This window comes from Lysinibacillus sp. NPDC056232 (assembly GCF_042267565.1).
In the GTDB taxonomy this organism is placed as follows: domain Bacteria; phylum Bacillota; class Bacilli; order Bacillales_A; family Planococcaceae; genus Lysinibacillus.
The window spans coordinates 72,565-89,027 of sequence record NZ_JBHJTF010000015.1 but is presented as its reverse complement, the minus strand read 5'-3'; the positions used below and the strand labels follow the sequence as shown (position 1 = coordinate 89,027).

Below are 16,463 nucleotides of genomic sequence, written 5' to 3'. Positions count from 1 at the left end.
ATGAACTAGATTTGTCCTTATTTATTATTGTCTATTACTTCAACACATACCACTTACTTTCCAATTCAAGGAGTACACACTTTATTACGTGATAAAAATCAAATTTCAAGAGAATTTCTGATATGTTAGTTAGCTTTATTCACCCAATATCTGCCGTCTTTGGGATGGCAAGAAGCATAAAGGCTTTAGTATTTTTCAGTGAGTTATAGCAATTATGCCTCGGCATAATTGCGTCCGGAATCTGCTTTGTGCTTAAGCCTGCGTGATGCTTTTCAGCGGATGTTTGGACACCCGCTGAAAGAAGTTAAACGCTCTCCAGCAATTGTTATAGATTTTTGTGTGTGAAGCAAAGTATAAAACAGTAGTAACTTCAGTAGATTTGGGAATACTTTATTATCGGTTATTTCTCATATATACAGTTTTTCGCACCATCTCAACCAACAGTTGCTGAACGAAATTGAAAGTAGGAGGTTTTCACTTGGTTACAGTTCTCATTGCGATACTTTTACCATTTGTTTGTGCTGCACTTATTCCGCTACTTTATAGGCGACTAAGGCGTGTTGCACATCTTGGCTGGTTTGTTTTATCCGTTCCATTCATCTTGTTTCTTTTACTCGCGCGCTACATTCCTCAAATTGCCGAGGGTAAAACGTTTATTCATACATATGAGTGGATTCCCTCTTTTAATATAAATTTCACAACATATCTCGACGGACTCAGTATGATTTTTGGCTTGCTGATTACGGGTGTAGGTAGTTTAGTCATTTTATATTCTATTTTTTATTTATCAACGAAAGAATCTCTTCACCATTTTTACTGCTATTTATTACTATTCATGGGCGCTATGCTTGGCGTCGTCTTTTCAGATAATTTAATGGTATTATACACATTTTGGGAGCTAACAAGTGTATCTTCATTCCTGTTAATTGCATTTTGGCATCATCGAAAAGCATCTCGTGCTGGTGCAAGAAAAGCGATGACAATTACCGTTTTTGGTGGTCTTTCAATGCTAGCGGGATTTCTAATGCTCTATGTAGCATCGGGTACATTTAGTATTCGTGAAATTGTAGCTAATGTAGGAATCATACGAGATCATACACTGTTTATCCCAGCGTTAATTCTTATTCTAATCGGTGCATTTACAAAATCTGCACAGTTTCCTTTCCATATTTGGCTACCAGATGCGATGGAGGCACCAACACCTGTCAGTGCTTACTTACACTCGGCAACAATGGTAAAGGCCGGGATCTACTTAGTTGCGCGTTTTTCTCCAGTATTTGGAGGAGAGGCGGTTTGGTTCTGGCTAGTCAGTGTGATTGGCCTTGTAACGTTGTTCTGGGGCTCCTTTAATGCTGTGCGGCAAACAGATTTAAAGGCGTTACTGGCCTTTTCAACGGTTAGTCAGCTCGGTTTAATTATGAGTTTATTTGGACTAGGATCCGTTGGTCATTATTACGGCTATGCTGCAGATACCGTTCTTTACACGCAGGCAAGCTTTGCAGCGTTGTTTCATCTTATTAATCACTCCACGTTTAAAGGTGCACTATTCATGATGGTTGGTATTGTCGATCATGAGGCGGGCACACGCGATATTCGCCGTCTCGGGGGATTAATGGCCTTAATGCCGGTAACTTTCACAATTGCAGTCATTGGCGGATTTTCTATGGCCGGTTTACCTCCATTTAATGGCTTCTTAAGTAAAGAAATGTTTTTCACCGCGGTACTAGCTATTCGCGATGTCGAGGCCTTTTCAATAACTGATTTAGGACTGCTCTTTCCAATAGTGGCATGGGTGGCAAGTATCTTTACATTTGTTTACTGTTTGATTTTAATCAGTCGAACGTTTTTCGGAAAACTAAAGCTTGATAAGTTGGATAAAAAACCGCATGAAGCTCCGTTAGGTATGCTACTTTCGCCAATCATTCTATGCGTCTTTGTAGTGGGAATCTTCTTCTTTCCAAACGTGCTAGGGCATTATATTTTAGAGCCTGCTATGGCAAGTATTTATCCAACATTCCCATCAACTAGTGAATTAACACCGCATATTCATACTTGGCATGGCATTAATGCTGAATTGTTAATGACTTTTGGTGTCATTATTATGGGGATCATCTTATTTAAAACGTTAAAAAGCTGGAAGCCTTTGTATCGGATATTCCCGCAAAGATATACGTTTAATATGTATTACAATCGTTTGATTGAGTTTGGTGAAAATAGTTCTGCAAAGCTTACGAATCGTTATATGACAGGTAATTTAACGCATTATTTTGTCTATATATATGTATTCTTTGTTGCTCTTATCGCAGGATATTTTATATGGTCGGATGCTACTGCATTTAATTTTGCGAAGGATTCCCCAATTGAGTCCTATGAGCTCATTTTAGTGTTTGTCATGATGTTCGCTGCAGTGTGGATGATTTTCGCTAAAGGCCGCGTAACAGCCATGTTGTTGAATGGCGTACTTGGCTATTCAATCGCATTTTTCTTTGTAATTTTCCGTGCTCCTGATTTAGCATTAACCCAATTAGTCGTTGAATCTGTGACAACTGCTTTATTCCTTCTATGCTTTAAATATTTACCTGATTTAATGCCTGAAGCCTCTCGTAAAAAAATGCAATGGTCTAAGGTGATTATCTCCATTTTCGTTGGCGCAACAGTTACATTAGTAGGCCTGGCAGTTGTCCATTTCGATCGATTTGAGCCAGTATCTACTTACTTCAATGATTCCTACAAACTAGCGGGTGGTTCAAATATCGTCAACACCATATTAGGCGATTTCCGTGCATTTGATACGATGCTAGAAGTTGTCGTTCTTCTGATTGCTGGCTTAGGGGTGTATACATTAACGAAGCTAAAGCCACGAAAGGAGGAAGCGGATCATGAAAATAAATGACGTTATTTTACGTACGGTCACAAAGACGGTCGTATTCATTATTTTAACTCTTGGTATTTATCTATTCTTTGCAGGGCATCATGCGCCGGGTGGAGGTTTTATAGGTGGTCTCGTGCTAGCCTCTGGCATTGTTCTACTGTATTTAGCGTATGACATTGAAACAGTGCATAAAGGGATGCCATTTGATTTTAAAAAAGTTGCAGCGTTTGGCGTATTACTGGCGACAGGCACAGCAATCGGCTCATTATTTTTTGATGTTCCGTTTTTAACGCAGACACATAGTTATATAAATGTACCGATCTTCGGGAAGATGGGCTTTTCGACTGTAACCATTTTCGAGGCTGGTGTGGCTTTAACGGTAGTAGGTGTTGTAGTCACAATTATTTTAAGTATAAGTGAGGATGAGTAGCCAATGGAGTCTTTAATACTAGTTTTAGTTGGTGTATTAGTAGCTGTTGCGACGTACTTAATCCTCTCGAAACAGTTATTACGTGTGATTTTAGGAACGGCGGTATTATCGCATGCGGCACATTTACTGATTTTAACGATGGGTGGACTGAAGAAGGGGAATGTACCACTTTTAGAGGAATCTGAAGGTCCCTACACAGACGCTCTGCCGCAAGCATTAATTTTAACGGCAATCGTGATTAGCTTTGCGGTGACAGCGTTCGTGCTTGTTCTTGGTTACAGAGCCTATAAAACGAACGGTTCGGCGAATTTTGACGAAATGAGAGGTACGCCGGATGAGTAATATGATTGTTTTACCATTAATTGTGCCGGTTATTACGGCGATTTTACTTGTGTTTTTACGTGAAAATATTTTTTTACAGCGCATCATTAGTTTATTGACATTAAGCTTTGTTGTCCTTATTAGTGTCATTTTATTACAAGAGATTCAGAAACAAGGTGTAATGCGTATTGATTTTAGTGGCTGGGCACCACCTTTCGGCATTTCATTTGTTGCTGATTCGTTCGCAATGCTTCTTGTATTAGTGGCGAATATTGTCGCAGCCATTTGTCTGTTATATGCCATGTTTACAATCGGTAAGAACTTTGAAAAGATGTATTTCTACCCGTTTGTCCTACTTATGGTAGCGGGAGTTAACGGCTCGTTTCTAACAGGAGATATTTTTAACTTGTTTGTGTGCTTTGAGGTGATGTTACTTGCTTCTTATGCGCTCATTAGTTTAGGTGGAGAGAAAGTTCAGCTGCGAGAGGCATTAAAATATGTCCTTATTAATATTGTTGCCTCTTGGATTTTCCTAGTGGCACTAGCTTTTTTATATGGAACCGTTGGAACGTTGAATATGGCACATATTTCTGTCCGCGTGATGGAGCTAGGAGCTGACCCACTGATCACGACTGTGGCTCTTATTTTCTTAATTGTTTTTAGCTTGAAGGCTGGTCTATTATTATTCTTCTGGCTTCCAGGCTCATACAGCGCACCTCCAACCGCTATAGCTGCACTTTTTGCAGCATTATTAACGAAGGTTGGAATTTATGCACTCGTCCGTACCTTTACATTACTTTTCCCAACTAATACTGAAGTGACTCATATGGTGCTAGGAATTATGGCGGGAGTTACGATTATTGCTGGATGTATGGGAGCACTAGCAGGGCGAGATGTAAGAACAATTGCCGCTTATAACGTCCTTATTGGTGTAGGCTTTATAGTAGCTGGTCTAGCGATCGGTACGGAGTCTGCCTTACAGGGCGTAACATACTATTTGATGCACGATATGGTAGCTAAGGCCATGCTATTTTTAGCAGTTGGCATGATGATGTATGTTACCGGTGAAACGGTTATTGATAAAATGAGTGGGCTTATTCGAAATTACCCTTTATTTGGCTGGTTATTCTTTATTGTCATGTGTTCTCTTGCTGGGATACCACCATTGAGTGGCTTTTTAGGTAAGATTTTAATTGGACAAGGAGCTATTGAAGGAGGCAATTTTGTTCTACTAGGGCTAGGGTTTTTATCTAGTTTAATTGTTTTGTATTCACTATTACGAATATTTCTCTCCTCATTCTTTGGTGAAACGATTATTAGTCTAGAGGATGAAAAGCCGTTACCAAAGCGTATGGTCTTACCATTAACATTGTTGGTAGCTTGTACAATTGCTTTAGGAATTGGAGCTGAATGGATGGCTCCTTATGTAACAGATGCAGCAAAGACGCTCTATACGCCATCGATCTATATTGATGCAGTGCTGGATGGCACAACATGGCAAGGCGAGGTGAATAAATAATGGCGATGCAATTTATCTTGAATTTATTTATCGCAACACTTTGGCTCTTGTTACAGGATGAAGTTATACCGCAGTTTTCGACATTTTTAATGGGGTTTATCGTCGGAATAGGGATTTTATATGCGATGCACCGCTTTTACGGCACACAATTTTATTTAAGACGCGTGTTCTCAATCATTAAATTATTATGGCTCTTTAATTGGGAGCTACTATTATCGAGTTACAGCGTATTAAGACAAATTACTACGCCGAAGCTCGCTATTACTCCTGGAATATTTACGTATAAAACAGCGCTTAAAGGAGATTGGGAAATAACAGCTCTTGCGTTGTTGCTCACCCTGACTCCAGGTTCAGTCGTGATGGAAGTTTCTGAAGAAGGAGATCTGTTTTATATTCATGCAATGGATATTGAACAATCGAAAGAAGCTGTCATTCGTTCAATAGGGAAATTTGAACAAGCAATCATGGAGGTGACACGTTAATGATTGATAAAATTTTACTTTTGGCTCTTGCATTATTCAGTGTATCGATTGCGTTGTCGCTATTTCGTGTGATTCGGGGTCCTTCGTTGCCTGACCGTGCCATTGCACTTGATACAATAGGTGTTAACCTACTTTCAGCAATCGCAATCGTCTCCATTATATTAAAAACAAAGGCGTATTTAGAAGCCATTTTAATATTAGGGATTTTAGCTTTTATCGGCACGATTGCGTTTACGAAATATATTGAAAGAGGTGTGATTGTTGAACGTAAATCAAATGATTGAATGGGCGGCAGTTATCCTTATATTGATTGGCTCCATTGTCAGTGTTATTAGCGCATTTGGGATGATTCGTTTACCTGACGTATACACGCGTTCACATGCTGCAACGAAAAGTTCGACATTATCGGTCTTAACATGTCTATTAGGCGCATTTATTTACTTTTGGGTACATGATGGATATGTTAGTGTACGTTTAATTTTAGGAATTGGCTTCGTTTTTGTAACAGCTCCTGTAGCAGGGCATTTAATATGTCGTGCAGCGTATCGCTCTCGAGTACCTTTAGCAGAAGGGTCAGGGGAGGATGAGTTAAAGGAAAAGCTTTTTGCAGATGAAAAATAAGCAGCTGACCTCCATTTTTTGGAGGTCTTTGCTTGTCGAAAATTCGATTCCAACTTTGTTACGCCTTTTCTTTAAGCCATTGTTTATGTATGCAAGATTAATCGTTGAATTCACAGTGTTTTCCGGCTGCTTTACTGGGTTTCCTTGTTTCAAAACCTTTATTAATATTTTTTAGTATAAATAATCATTGTAGCCTAGCCGGTATTGATATAACCATCACTGAAAATATAATAAATAAAAATTGAACTCCACTAAAAACCCAAATATCCGAACTAATAAGTAAATATAAAACGAACAACATGATAAATAATACAAAATAACTATATACATAGCCCTACCAACAATTTTTTAGAACGTTCATCATATTATGTGGAGCCACATACGTAAGCATAATTTGGCCAATTCCAATCGCTAATAATATATAACTTTCAGGAAAATAATTAGATGTAATCGCTGGATTATTTATAAATATACCAATTATTGTACAAATAATACCCGAAAATAAATATGCAACACGACTGTTCCTACTAGTATTTAAAAATCACTTTTTTTCATAGTTAATTCTCCTAATAAATAAAGATATTCTCAATCTGACAATTGAATAATTTAGTCAGCTTAAAAGCAAGAATAATCGAAGGACTAAAATGTTCTTTCTCCAAAGAAATAATAGTTTGTCTAGAAATATCTATTTCCCTAGCTAAATCTTCTTGAGTTAAATCAAATCGTTCCCTCAATTGTTTAATATTATTTTTCAAATAAACCCCTCTTTTTGATGTAAAGTGCAAATTACATCAAAAACCAAGAAAAATAAATGGTTTTTTTACTTACTTGATGTTACACATCCTTTTATAGAGATAGATGGTAGACTGTCGTTGAGTATAATTTTAATAATTTTCGATTTCATTCTGCTTAACACAGCCGATATCAAGCATAAATCTAACAAATTATCAAAAATTGCAGAAAATACAACAAATTTTGATTTTGATTATTTGGGAATTTAGCATAGGATAGAAAGCGAACAAAATATATTTTGTAGAAGTTGGTGAACAAGAAAAACAACAATGGTCACAAGATGCAGTACACTTTGAATCCAAATTGATTGTTAGGGAAAATTATCATAAATTAAAGATGGGTATTGTTGGTACTGCTAGTTAAAAATAAACACCTTTTTAAATAGATAAATTGGGCACTACTCCATTAAAGAGAATATCGGAAGGAGTACGATAGCCACATTTAGTAGAGCCAAATTACTTGTGACAATTAGGAGTATGTATATGAACATAGCGAATTATACTTTAAAAGTGAAAGATAAAACGTTACTTCAAGATGTAGATTTACATTTTTCGCAAGGTAAGGTCAACCATATTGTAGGGAAAAATGGAGTCGGCAAATCACAACTTGCTAAAGATTTTTTATTAAATAATAGTATGAGAATCAATAGAGATATACGTCAAAGTGTTTCTTTAATATCTAGCTCATCGAATATACCTAATGATGTTTCAAAGGATTTTTTATTAAATTTATTGGGCCGTAAATTTGGTTCGGAAATGATAAATAAGATTGTACCTTTACTTAATCTTGATAATATTGATGGTAAAGTTCTTATCAAAAACTTGAGTGATGGGCAAAAGCAAAAATTAAAATTACTTAGCTTCTTATTAGAAGACAAAAATATTATTATTTTAGACGAAATAACGAATGCATTAGACAAAAGAACAGTCATGGAAATTCACCGTTTTCTAAAAGAATATATTCATGAGAACCCCAAGAAGATTATAATTAATATTACACACAATTTGTCTGATTTAAAGGCGATCGATGGGGATTACTATATATTTAATAATCAAAATATTCTAAAATATGATTCGGTGGAAAAATTAATTGAAGTATATATAAATGAGTAAAATGCAATAGTGGAGGCATATAATGAAATTAGAGTTTAAAAAAAGCCTTAGTAACAAAATTATAATTATATTAGGGTCTATGTTCTTTTTTTTGTTTTTACTGGGGTATTTTTTACCGGTTGGAATAGATAAAGTTGAAAAAGTTACATATGCTGATTTTTTCTTTAGCTCCTATACTGTTGCCACTGAGTTCGGTTTCATGTTATTTTCATTTGTTATAGCTTTCTTTATTAATAGAGAGTATTCAAACAAAAATATTCTATTTTACAAATTAATAGGGGAAAACATCTATACCTTTTTTTATAAAAAGGTAGCTATTTTATTTATAGAGTGTTTTATGTTCATAATGCTAGGCTTGCTGGTCATATCGTTAATGTATCATAATTTCTCACATTTTATATTATTATTATTTTTATTTTCTTCGATTATATTACAGTACATTTTAATTATCGGGACTATAAGCATGTTATGTCCTAATATATTAATTAGTATAGGTGTAAGTATCGTTTATTGGATTACTTCAGTCGTTTTAGTAGCTATAAGCAAGGAGACGTTTGGTTTCATGGCTCCTTTTGAGGCAGGAAATGCAATGTATCCTCGTATAGATAAAGTATTGCACTCTGATGATACGATACTCGAGAGTAATGATGTTCTATATATTATTTCATATTTAATTTCCATTACTATCATAAATTTAATTATCCTTAGCTTATCTAAAACTAGATGGATCAAAATGGGGATTTAATGAGAGATAACTACTTCGGATTGAAGTAGTTTTTTTATATACAATAAGAGGTCCTACCAATAGTGACTATCTTAGTTACAATCTCTCCAATACGCTGAGTCAATAAAAAATTGAATTAAAAGAGCAAAAGGAAAAAGTACCCCCAAAATGGTTGTGGGGGGTTAGGCCTTAGCTCTGCCGAGATGAAGGTGATGTTCTCTAATAGTGTAACAGATCCAAATAGGGTCTTAATTTTTTCGTACAAGTTAAGAGGTTTCCTGTGATTTATTAATAGAAATTCACTTGAATAAATTAGGGATGGTGATGACTATGGATTTGCAACTATTTTTCAGTAGGACGCTAAAGAAGTTTCAGATTTCAAAGTTTTCGCTTGGTTTTAAGGAAGATTGGCAGCCCTCAATTGAGTGGATTGTTCAGGAGGAACTACAAGGTAAACGTTACTCATTTTACTACGCTGAAACATTGACAGTATTGTTTGAAGTGAACAAGTCTCTAACGGAAGAAGAGCTTGCCTACTTTCAGGATTTATTTGAAATAATATTTATTAAAAAAAGTGTATATTACAAAGAAAATGAAATTCAAAAACTTCAAGAAGGGCTACAAGCCATTGTGACAAATGAAAAAGTGGAATCGCTACTTGAGAATATTCTACAAAACGCAGTTGTTGCAATTCCGGCAGCTTCCACAGGCATTTTAACACTCTATAATGAGCAAACAAAGATACTTGAAAATATCGCTACAGTCGGTTTGAATAAAAAGATTCGCCATGCTAAATTTCAAATTGGTGAAGCAATTGTGGGAAAAATCTTTGCTGAGGGGGAATCAAAGTTATTTACTAACCGAGCAGAAATCGTTCAATACTTTAATGATGTTTCTGAAAAAAATTTAGCAATACTAGCACCAGAAGAAAAGCTTTATCAATCTAGTGGGCTCATTGCTGTACCAATTAAGTTGTCTGAAAAAACGGTGGGTGTTATTTTACTTCATCAGCAAAAAAAACAATGGTCCTTTTCGGAGTTAGATGTGAAAACAATGGAGCACTTTGCCTCGCAAATGGCACTGGCTATTTTTAATGCACGTATATACCAACAACTCCAGGAACGCGAAAATTACTTATCCATTCGCAATCAAATTCACGATACATTAATGTCTCTTTCTTTATCGAACAAAGGTATTCCAGCCATTGTAAAAGAAATTCAGTCCATCCTTCAAATGACTCTGATTTATTATGATTTTATATATTATGAGGAAATTCAGACCAATCCATCTAAAAGGGACGATAAATTTTTCGATGAGCTGTTTAAGAAAATCCAAGTTTATCCAGAAGGGGATTATGTTGAAATGGAAGGGGAAGCTTTTTACGCACAACCAATTATCCTTGATCATTTTATTATAGCAGCACTAGTTGTTGAAGCTAAGCAGGAGATTTCCGAGACAAATCGTATGGTACTTGAACAATGTGCAATGATGATTTCCAACGAGATTCTGAAAAAACAGTCGTTGATGGATCGCTATTTGAAACATAACCAGGAATTTTTTCATCGTATTTCCTCTGTTCCAAGCACGGAGGCCATCCAGCTATTAAATCAAAAAATAGACTATCATTTTAATCAATCCTTTTGCATGATTGTTGTAATGATAGCCCAGGAAAAACATTCTATTTCTTCTGAATTGGAGCTTCATAAGCTTATTGTTGCTATCGAAAAGCAGCTAAGGGACTATGGAATATTTTTATTTGGAACAAATAATCAGATTACTATTTTTGTACCATATAATGATTGGGTGGAATTTAAAACCATTAAAAAAGAAATATCAACCCTGATTAGCAACTTTTCTATATTTTTCCGTGTTCCTCTATACGCTGGTATTAGCACTGGTCAACGAGATTTGGCATATATAAAAAAACTAACAGATGAAGCACAAAAGGCATGTGATTATGGGGCTCGTAATCAAAATACTAGTGTAATTTCTTATGATAGTCTCGGAATCAATACATTATTTTTGACACAATCAAAGGAGTATATTGAGAGCTTTATAAATGAAATATTTGATCCTCTTAGTCAGGAAAGAAATGATTTGGCTAACACGCTAAGGGCATATGTTGCATGTAATACCTCTCCAAAAGAAACAGCGAATCAATTATTTATTCATATTAATACACTTTATCAACGTCTAGGTAAAATCGAAAAGATTTTAAACCTTTCATTTGATAATCGCGAGCATTTATTAAGAATACAACTAGCATGCTATTTATACGATAATCATCTTATTTGATATAGAAGAAGCTCTATGTTTTTTATGAAAATTATGGAGCTTCTTCTATATTTATATCTTTTACAATAAACTAAATATTCTAAATGCTTGGAGGGATTGGATGAAGAATAAGTCCGTAATCTTAGCACTTTTATTTTTGGGATGGGCTTTAGGTAATTTCGATCGTTTTGTTATTAATTATGCGATCGTTGATATTTCTAAAGATTTATCGCTTAATGCAACACATACGGGAATTGTATTAAGCACATTTTTCCTAGGTTATGCAATTATGCAAATACCGGGAGGCTTGTTGGCAGATAAATTCGGACCCCGTAAAATAGTTACAATTTCGGTTCTGCTTCTTTCACTATTTACAGGATTAACAGGGGGTGTCAATTCTTTATTTATGCTGTTAGTCATACGTTTCCTATTCGGCTTAGGTGAGGGAGGCTTTATGCCTGCTTCAACGAAAGCAATTTCAGAAACCTTCCCGCATAAAGAACGTGGACGTGCACAATCCATTTTATTGTCAAGTGGTGGTGTTATGGCGATATTAACACCCATTCTTTCAGCCTATTTATTGATCTCTTTTGGATGGCGGCCGCTATTTATAGGTGTTGCCTTAATCGGTGCCTTAGTTGTAGTGCTTTATCTCTATTTCTTAAAAGTACCACATGAAGCAATTAGTCAAGATTCAGCCAGTGTGCAGGTACAACAAGGTAAAAGTCCTTTAAAGACAGTATTAAAAATGCCATTGTTATGGAGTATTTTTGTATCCTTCTTTGCCATTTATACGGTTCAATGGGGGCTAACAAGCTGGATTCCTAGCTATTTGTCAAGTGTGCGCGGATTAGATTTAGTATCCATTGGTTGGGTTCAAACAATTCCAGGTGTTGCTATGCTTATAGGTATGTTACTAGGTGGCGTTATTATGGATAAAATTCCACAGGGGAAAGAAAAGATACCTGGTATTATCGGTACAGTTCTAATCGCTGTATTAATGTACTTTATGTTTACAGCGACATCTATTACAAGTTTTATTATATTTCAAACAATCGTAACTTTCGCAATTGCTGTTGTCATTATTCTATTAAACGCCATCCTTCTTAAAAATACACCAACTTCAGTGGCGGGATCTGCAATGGGGTTTGTAAATGTAGGAGGACAGCTAGCTGGCTTTTTAGCACCTACATTAATTGGCTTTATTTTTGATGCATCAGGAAGCTTTGACATGGCATTTTGGATGCTAATTGGCTTTGCTATTGTCTGCTTGATTGCAATTATTACATTCCGTACAACAAAGCAGCCTGAGCAACCAGAGCAACTATCATCAAGCGTGTCTTAATAAGGAGGTATTTCATATGTCAAATTCAACTTCAATATTATTTTCCCAATTTGCCAAAAATGTAATTAACAAAAAAAGACAACAATTTATTGAGCTAAGTGATTTTATTTGGACACACCCTGAAATCCGCTTTGAGGAGGAGAAATCCTCTAATGCAATGAAAGAAGCCTTAATGAAAGAAGGGTTCGAAGTTCAATCACCTGTTGCTGGGCTTGATACAGGTTTTGTTGCCTCGTGCGGTTCAGGACACCCGATTGTTGCAATTTTAGGTGAGTTCGATGCACTAGAAGGGTTAAGCCAACAAGAAGGGATTTCAAAGCACGTTCCAATTCTCAAAGGCGGACATGGACATGGATGTGGTCATAATTTATTAGGCACAGGATCATTTGCAGCTGTCGTGGCCATAAAAGAATATTTAAAGCAGCACAAACTGAGTGGAACGATTCGTTATTATGGATGTCCAGCTGAAGAAAGTGGCGGTGGCAAAGTATTTATGGTAAGGGAGGGATTATTTAACGATGTAGACTTCGCTCTCAGCTGGCATCCTGGCAATTATACCGCCCCTTTAAATATGTCTTTTCTTGCTACTTATACAGTTAAATTCTCCTTTGAAGGTCGAAGTGCTCATGCAGCAGCTGTACCTCATCTCGGGCGAAGCGCGTTAGATGCTGTTGAATTAATGAATGTTGGTGTCAACTTTTTGCGCGAGCATATTATCCCTGAAGCACGTATTCATTATGCGATTACCAATGCAGGCGGCGATGCACCAAATGTTGTACAAGCTCATACTGATGTTGTGTATTCCATTCGTGCACCCAAACGGGAGCAACTTGATGAGATTTTTGAACGGGTCGTTGATATTGCAAAAGGTGCAGCGTTAATGACAAGTGTAAGCATGAACTACAAATTTGAAGGAGGCTATTCAGAGTTAATTCCAAACTCTACTATGGCTAATGTCATGTATGAGAAAATACAGGAAATTGGACTGCCGACGTATACACAAGATGAAATGGATTTTGCTCGGGAAATTCAGCAAACTTTAAGTAATAAGGATATTCAACAAAATATTATGAAGTTTGATTTTGAAACACAAGAGAAGCTTCTTGCTTCACCGATTGCTACGGTTATCCCACCTCTGTCTAAAACCGAAGAACTCATGTATGCTTCGACTGATGTAGGAGATGTTAGTTGGATTGTCCCAACTATGCAATGTAATACAGCGACATGGGTGATTGGAACCGCACCGCATACTTGGCAGGTTGTATCACAAGGTGCTGTTTCCTATGCACAAAAAGCAATGCTCCAAGCCGGAGAAATTATGGCAGCAACTGCCATTGAAATCATACAATCTCCTGATATACTTACTGCGGCCAAGGCTGAGCATAACAAACGGCTTGGGGGTCAAACCTATTCAGCACCAATCCCGAAAGATCTCCTGCCACCAAAGCTAAGATAATTCATTGTGCGGGCGGTGTGTAAATAAAACGTTTAAATTAATATTGTAATAATTAAAGTAAAAGCTATTATTGTGTTTAATAAATACACCTTTCGTATTACTTTGGAGATGTTGCTTATGAAGAAGATATTAATACTTACTACCGGTGGAACAATTGCATGTGTAGAAGGAAATGAGGGGCTTACTCCAGTATTATCAGTTGAAGAATTGTTGCATTTCCTTCCAGAAGCATTCGATAACATAAAAATCGACGGTAAAATCTTAATGAATATAGACAGTACAAATTTGCAGCCTGAGCATTGGGTAAAAATTGCTGAATCAGTATATAAAAATTATGATGAATACGATGGATTTGTAATTACTCATGGAACTGATACGTTAGCCTATACATCCTCAGCGCTGTCTTATATGCTTCAAGGTCTGGACAAACCAGTTGTGCTAACCGGCTCGCAAATCCCAATGAGCTTTAAAAAAACTGATGCTAAGAAAAATGTTGCGGACGCTTTACGAATCGCTTGCGAGGATATAGGCGGCGTGTTTATCGTTTTTGATGGTAGAGTGATCCTAGGAACTCGTGCGATTAAGATGCGGACAAAAAGCTATGATGCGTTTGAAAGTATCAATCACCCATATGTTGCTTCTGTAAATAAAAGTGAAGTGAAATATAATTGGAAACCCACACCTAGTGAACAGAAGGTTGTATTCAATATGAATTTATGTACGGACGTATTTCTAATGAAATTATATCCTGGCGCTAAGCCTGAGATTTTTGATTGTTTAAAAGACTTATATAAAGGAATTATTATTGAAAGTTTCGGAAACGGCGGGCTGCCTTTTGAAGAAAGAAGCCTGCTTACGAAAATCGAAGAGCTGACGGATAAAGGAATTGCTGTTGTCATTACGACCCAATGTCTGGAAGAAGGGGAGGACTTGCTCCTGTATGAAGTGGGACGCAAAGTAGCGCAGCATCAAGTTATTTTTTCCGGAGATATGAATACGGAAGCAATCGTTGCCAAATTAATGTGGGCACTTGGACAGACAAATTCTTTAGCTAGGGTTAAGGAAATTATTGAAACGCCATTGGCAGGAGATTTAACCGTAATAACAGGAAAAATGGAACAATAAAGGATTCTATTCGAAAATAAGACTGACCTAAAAAAATGAGACAAATAAAAAAAACACCTTTCGTTGAAAAACGGGTATTGTACCGTAACAAATCAACGTGAAGGTGTTTTTCTATGGGGACAAGAGTTAGTTATCCAGTAGAAGTGAAAATGAAAGCAATTGAAATGAGATTAGCAGGGATTCCTATAAAACATGTATAGTTTGATAACAAACTTATTTCTGAGAGTCTTGAAACATTCGGTATCAAACGGTCACTGAGCATGAAAGGATGCCCTTATGACAACGCTGTGGACGAAGCTACGTTTAAAGTATTTAAAACAGAATTCGCTACAGTGGAACTGGTGCTACTGAGCTTATCCATCGGTAGTCGGTATTCCCTTTGGAAACCTAAAAGGATTGATTTTTCGGAAAATTATGTATATAATATTTTATCGGGAAATTTTCAGATTAGCTTGATTATTACTTCGAAAGAGTATATCTTATTAGCAGATAGATATTTATTCTCTATAGTGAATAAATATCCATTCGGTAATTTTCAAGAACAAGAGTTTCATAGACAATAAAACATAAATAAAAGGAGATCGTTGAATATGAAGAACAAATTTTTCATGCTCATGCTCGTTCTAGTAATTGGTGTACTAGCAGCATGTGGCGCAAAAGATGATAAGGCAAGCGATAAAGATTCAAATGCTAGCGGAGGTACAGAACAAAAGCAAGTATTAAAAGTAGGTACTTCATCCGATTATGCACCATTTGAGTATGTTGATGCTGCAAAAGGTGATGATATTATTGGTTTTGATATTGATTTAATTAAATTAGTTGGTGAAAAGATCGGTGCAGAAATACAAGTTCAAGATATCGACTTCAATAGTCTAGTACCAGCTTTACAAGCAGGAAAAGTTGATATTGTTATTTCTGGTATGTCACCTAATGAAGAACGTGAAAAAGTTGTAGATTTCTCTGAAAAATATAATCAAACAGAGCAAGTGTTCATCGTGAAAAAGGATAGTGGAATTAAAAAAGAGGCTGATTTAGCTGGTAAAAAAATTGGTGTCCAAAACGCTTCTATCCAAGAAACTTTAGGTAATAAAATTGCAAAAGAAGTAGATGCTAGCGTTGAAGGACGTACTCGAATTCCTGAAATTGTTCAAGACATGATGTCTAAGCGTTTAGATGCGGGGATTGTAGAAAGTGGCGTAGCGAAAGGTTATCTTGATACGAACGATAAACTAGAAGCGTTCCCTGTTAAAGAACAACCTGAAGACTTTAAAGCAATCGCTGTTCCAAAAGGAAGCGATCTTAAAGATAAAATTAACAAAGCATTAAAAGAATTAGCTACTGAAGGTAAAATTAAAGAGCTAGAAGACAAATGGTTAAAAGTTAAATAAGC

15 protein-coding genes and 1 pseudogene are annotated in these 16,463 nt (G+C 36.2%); 14 read left to right on the top strand and 2 right to left on the bottom strand.

What is annotated here, in order from left to right:
- Positions 1–478 precede the first annotated feature (478 nt).
- From ACFCYJ_RS13240 to ACFCYJ_RS13210, 7 genes are read left to right on the top strand one after another with little or no spacing between them, the layout of a single operon-like run.
- Positions 479–2,893, top strand: coding sequence for a Na+/H+ antiporter subunit A (locus tag ACFCYJ_RS13240; RefSeq protein ID WP_376074400.1), 2,415 nt, complete (start codon positions 479–481; stop codon positions 2,891–2,893).
- A complete protein-coding gene (locus ACFCYJ_RS13235) occupies positions 2,880–3,302 on the top strand; it encodes a Na(+)/H(+) antiporter subunit B (RefSeq protein ID WP_376074399.1) in 423 nt (140 codons plus the stop codon). Before ACFCYJ_RS13240 ends, ACFCYJ_RS13235 begins: the two co-directional genes overlap by 14 nt.
- Positions 3,303–3,305: 3 nt before the next feature.
- Positions 3,306–3,644, top strand: a complete 339-nt coding sequence (locus ACFCYJ_RS13230) for a Na(+)/H(+) antiporter subunit C (protein ID WP_370045412.1) — start codon at positions 3,306–3,308, stop codon at positions 3,642–3,644.
- A complete protein-coding gene (locus tag ACFCYJ_RS13225) occupies positions 3,637–5,142 on the top strand; it encodes a Na+/H+ antiporter subunit D (RefSeq protein ID WP_376074398.1) in 1,506 nt (501 codons plus the stop codon). The genes ACFCYJ_RS13230 and ACFCYJ_RS13225 overlap by 8 nt, the downstream gene beginning before the upstream one ends.
- Positions 5,142–5,624 (top strand): Na+/H+ antiporter subunit E, encoded by a 483-nt coding sequence (locus ACFCYJ_RS13220; protein WP_376074397.1) that lies wholly within the window; start codon positions 5,142–5,144, stop codon positions 5,622–5,624. Before ACFCYJ_RS13225 ends, ACFCYJ_RS13220 begins: the two co-directional genes overlap by 1 nt.
- The gene (locus tag ACFCYJ_RS13215; RefSeq protein ID WP_079562764.1) at positions 5,624–5,908 is read left to right on the top strand and encodes a Na(+)/H(+) antiporter subunit F1; all 285 of its coding nucleotides are present in this window, start codon (positions 5,624–5,626) and stop codon (positions 5,906–5,908) included. Before ACFCYJ_RS13220 ends, ACFCYJ_RS13215 begins: the two co-directional genes overlap by 1 nt.
- Complete coding sequence (locus ACFCYJ_RS13210; RefSeq protein WP_079562765.1) at positions 5,886–6,245, top strand: Na+/H+ antiporter subunit G; 360 nt, start codon at positions 5,886–5,888, stop codon at positions 6,243–6,245. Before ACFCYJ_RS13215 ends, ACFCYJ_RS13210 begins: the two co-directional genes overlap by 23 nt.
- A 566-nt stretch (positions 6,246–6,811) precedes the next feature.
- Here the strand turns inward: ACFCYJ_RS13210 and ACFCYJ_RS13205 are convergent.
- Entirely contained in the window at positions 6,812–7,000 is a 189-nt protein-coding gene (locus tag ACFCYJ_RS13205; protein WP_376074396.1) for a helix-turn-helix transcriptional regulator, read from the bottom strand.
- Between the two features lie 276 nt (positions 7,001–7,276).
- Positions 7,277–7,345 (bottom strand): annotated as a pseudogene (locus ACFCYJ_RS13200) (hypothetical protein); the annotation flags it as partial.
- Between the two features lie 174 nt (positions 7,346–7,519).
- Between ACFCYJ_RS13200 and ACFCYJ_RS13195 the strand changes: the two are divergent.
- The 7 genes from ACFCYJ_RS13195 (at position 7,520) to ACFCYJ_RS13160 (ending at position 16,461) form a co-directional block, all read left to right on the top strand.
- Positions 7,520–8,149: an ATP-binding cassette domain-containing protein gene (locus ACFCYJ_RS13195; RefSeq protein ID WP_376074395.1), complete on the top strand. Its 630-nt coding sequence runs from the start codon at positions 7,520–7,522 to the stop codon at positions 8,147–8,149.
- Between the two features lie 22 nt (positions 8,150–8,171).
- Positions 8,172–8,894 carry a peptide ABC transporter permease gene (locus ACFCYJ_RS13190; protein WP_376074394.1) on the top strand — a complete coding sequence of 241 codons (723 nt, stop codon included), beginning with the start codon at positions 8,172–8,174 and terminating at the stop codon, positions 8,892–8,894.
- A 309-nt stretch (positions 8,895–9,203) separates the two neighbouring features.
- Positions 9,204–11,168 (top strand): helix-turn-helix domain-containing protein, encoded by a 1,965-nt coding sequence (locus ACFCYJ_RS13185; protein WP_376074393.1) that lies wholly within the window; start codon positions 9,204–9,206, stop codon positions 11,166–11,168.
- 100 nt (positions 11,169–11,268) lie between these two features.
- Positions 11,269–12,492: an MFS transporter gene (locus ACFCYJ_RS13180; RefSeq protein ID WP_376074392.1), complete on the top strand. Its 1,224-nt coding sequence runs from the start codon at positions 11,269–11,271 to the stop codon at positions 12,490–12,492.
- Positions 12,493–12,508: 16 nt separating this feature from the next.
- On the top strand, positions 12,509–13,948 hold the full coding sequence (locus tag ACFCYJ_RS13175; protein ID WP_376074391.1) for a M20 family metallopeptidase: 1,440 nt from the start codon (positions 12,509–12,511) through the stop codon (positions 13,946–13,948).
- 117 nt (positions 13,949–14,065) lie between these two features.
- The gene (locus ACFCYJ_RS13170; protein ID WP_376074390.1) at positions 14,066–15,073 is read left to right on the top strand and encodes an asparaginase; all 1,008 of its coding nucleotides are present in this window, start codon (positions 14,066–14,068) and stop codon (positions 15,071–15,073) included.
- 590 nt (positions 15,074–15,663) lie between these two features.
- A complete protein-coding gene (locus tag ACFCYJ_RS13160) occupies positions 15,664–16,461 on the top strand; it encodes a transporter substrate-binding domain-containing protein (protein WP_376074389.1) in 798 nt (265 codons plus the stop codon).
- Positions 16,462–16,463: the final 2 nt, after the last annotated feature.

Excerpts from the sequence above, each read along its gene's own strand:
- ACFCYJ_RS13235 (WP_376074399.1), top strand. The coding sequence starts at position 2,880 with ATGAAAATAAATGACGTTATTTTACGTACGGTCACAAAGACGGTCGTA.
- ACFCYJ_RS13230 (WP_370045412.1), top strand. The coding sequence starts at position 3,306 with ATGGAGTCTTTAATACTAGTTTTAGTTGGTGTATTAGTAGCTGTTGCG.
- ACFCYJ_RS13225 (WP_376074398.1), top strand. The coding sequence starts at position 3,637 with ATGAGTAATATGATTGTTTTACCATTAATTGTGCCGGTTATTACGGCG.
- ACFCYJ_RS13220 (WP_376074397.1), top strand. The coding sequence starts at position 5,142 with ATGGCGATGCAATTTATCTTGAATTTATTTATCGCAACACTTTGGCTC.
- ACFCYJ_RS13215 (WP_079562764.1), top strand. The coding sequence starts at position 5,624 with ATGATTGATAAAATTTTACTTTTGGCTCTTGCATTATTCAGTGTATCG.
- ACFCYJ_RS13195 (WP_376074395.1), top strand. The coding sequence starts at position 7,520 with ATGAACATAGCGAATTATACTTTAAAAGTGAAAGATAAAACGTTACTT.
- ACFCYJ_RS13190 (WP_376074394.1), top strand. The coding sequence starts at position 8,172 with ATGAAATTAGAGTTTAAAAAAAGCCTTAGTAACAAAATTATAATTATA.
- ACFCYJ_RS13185 (WP_376074393.1), top strand. The coding sequence starts at position 9,204 with ATGGATTTGCAACTATTTTTCAGTAGGACGCTAAAGAAGTTTCAGATT.
- ACFCYJ_RS13180 (WP_376074392.1), top strand. The coding sequence starts at position 11,269 with ATGAAGAATAAGTCCGTAATCTTAGCACTTTTATTTTTGGGATGGGCT.
- ACFCYJ_RS13175 (WP_376074391.1), top strand. The coding sequence starts at position 12,509 with ATGTCAAATTCAACTTCAATATTATTTTCCCAATTTGCCAAAAATGTA.
- ACFCYJ_RS13170 (WP_376074390.1), top strand. The coding sequence starts at position 14,066 with ATGAAGAAGATATTAATACTTACTACCGGTGGAACAATTGCATGTGTA.
- ACFCYJ_RS13160 (WP_376074389.1), top strand. The coding sequence starts at position 15,664 with ATGAAGAACAAATTTTTCATGCTCATGCTCGTTCTAGTAATTGGTGTA.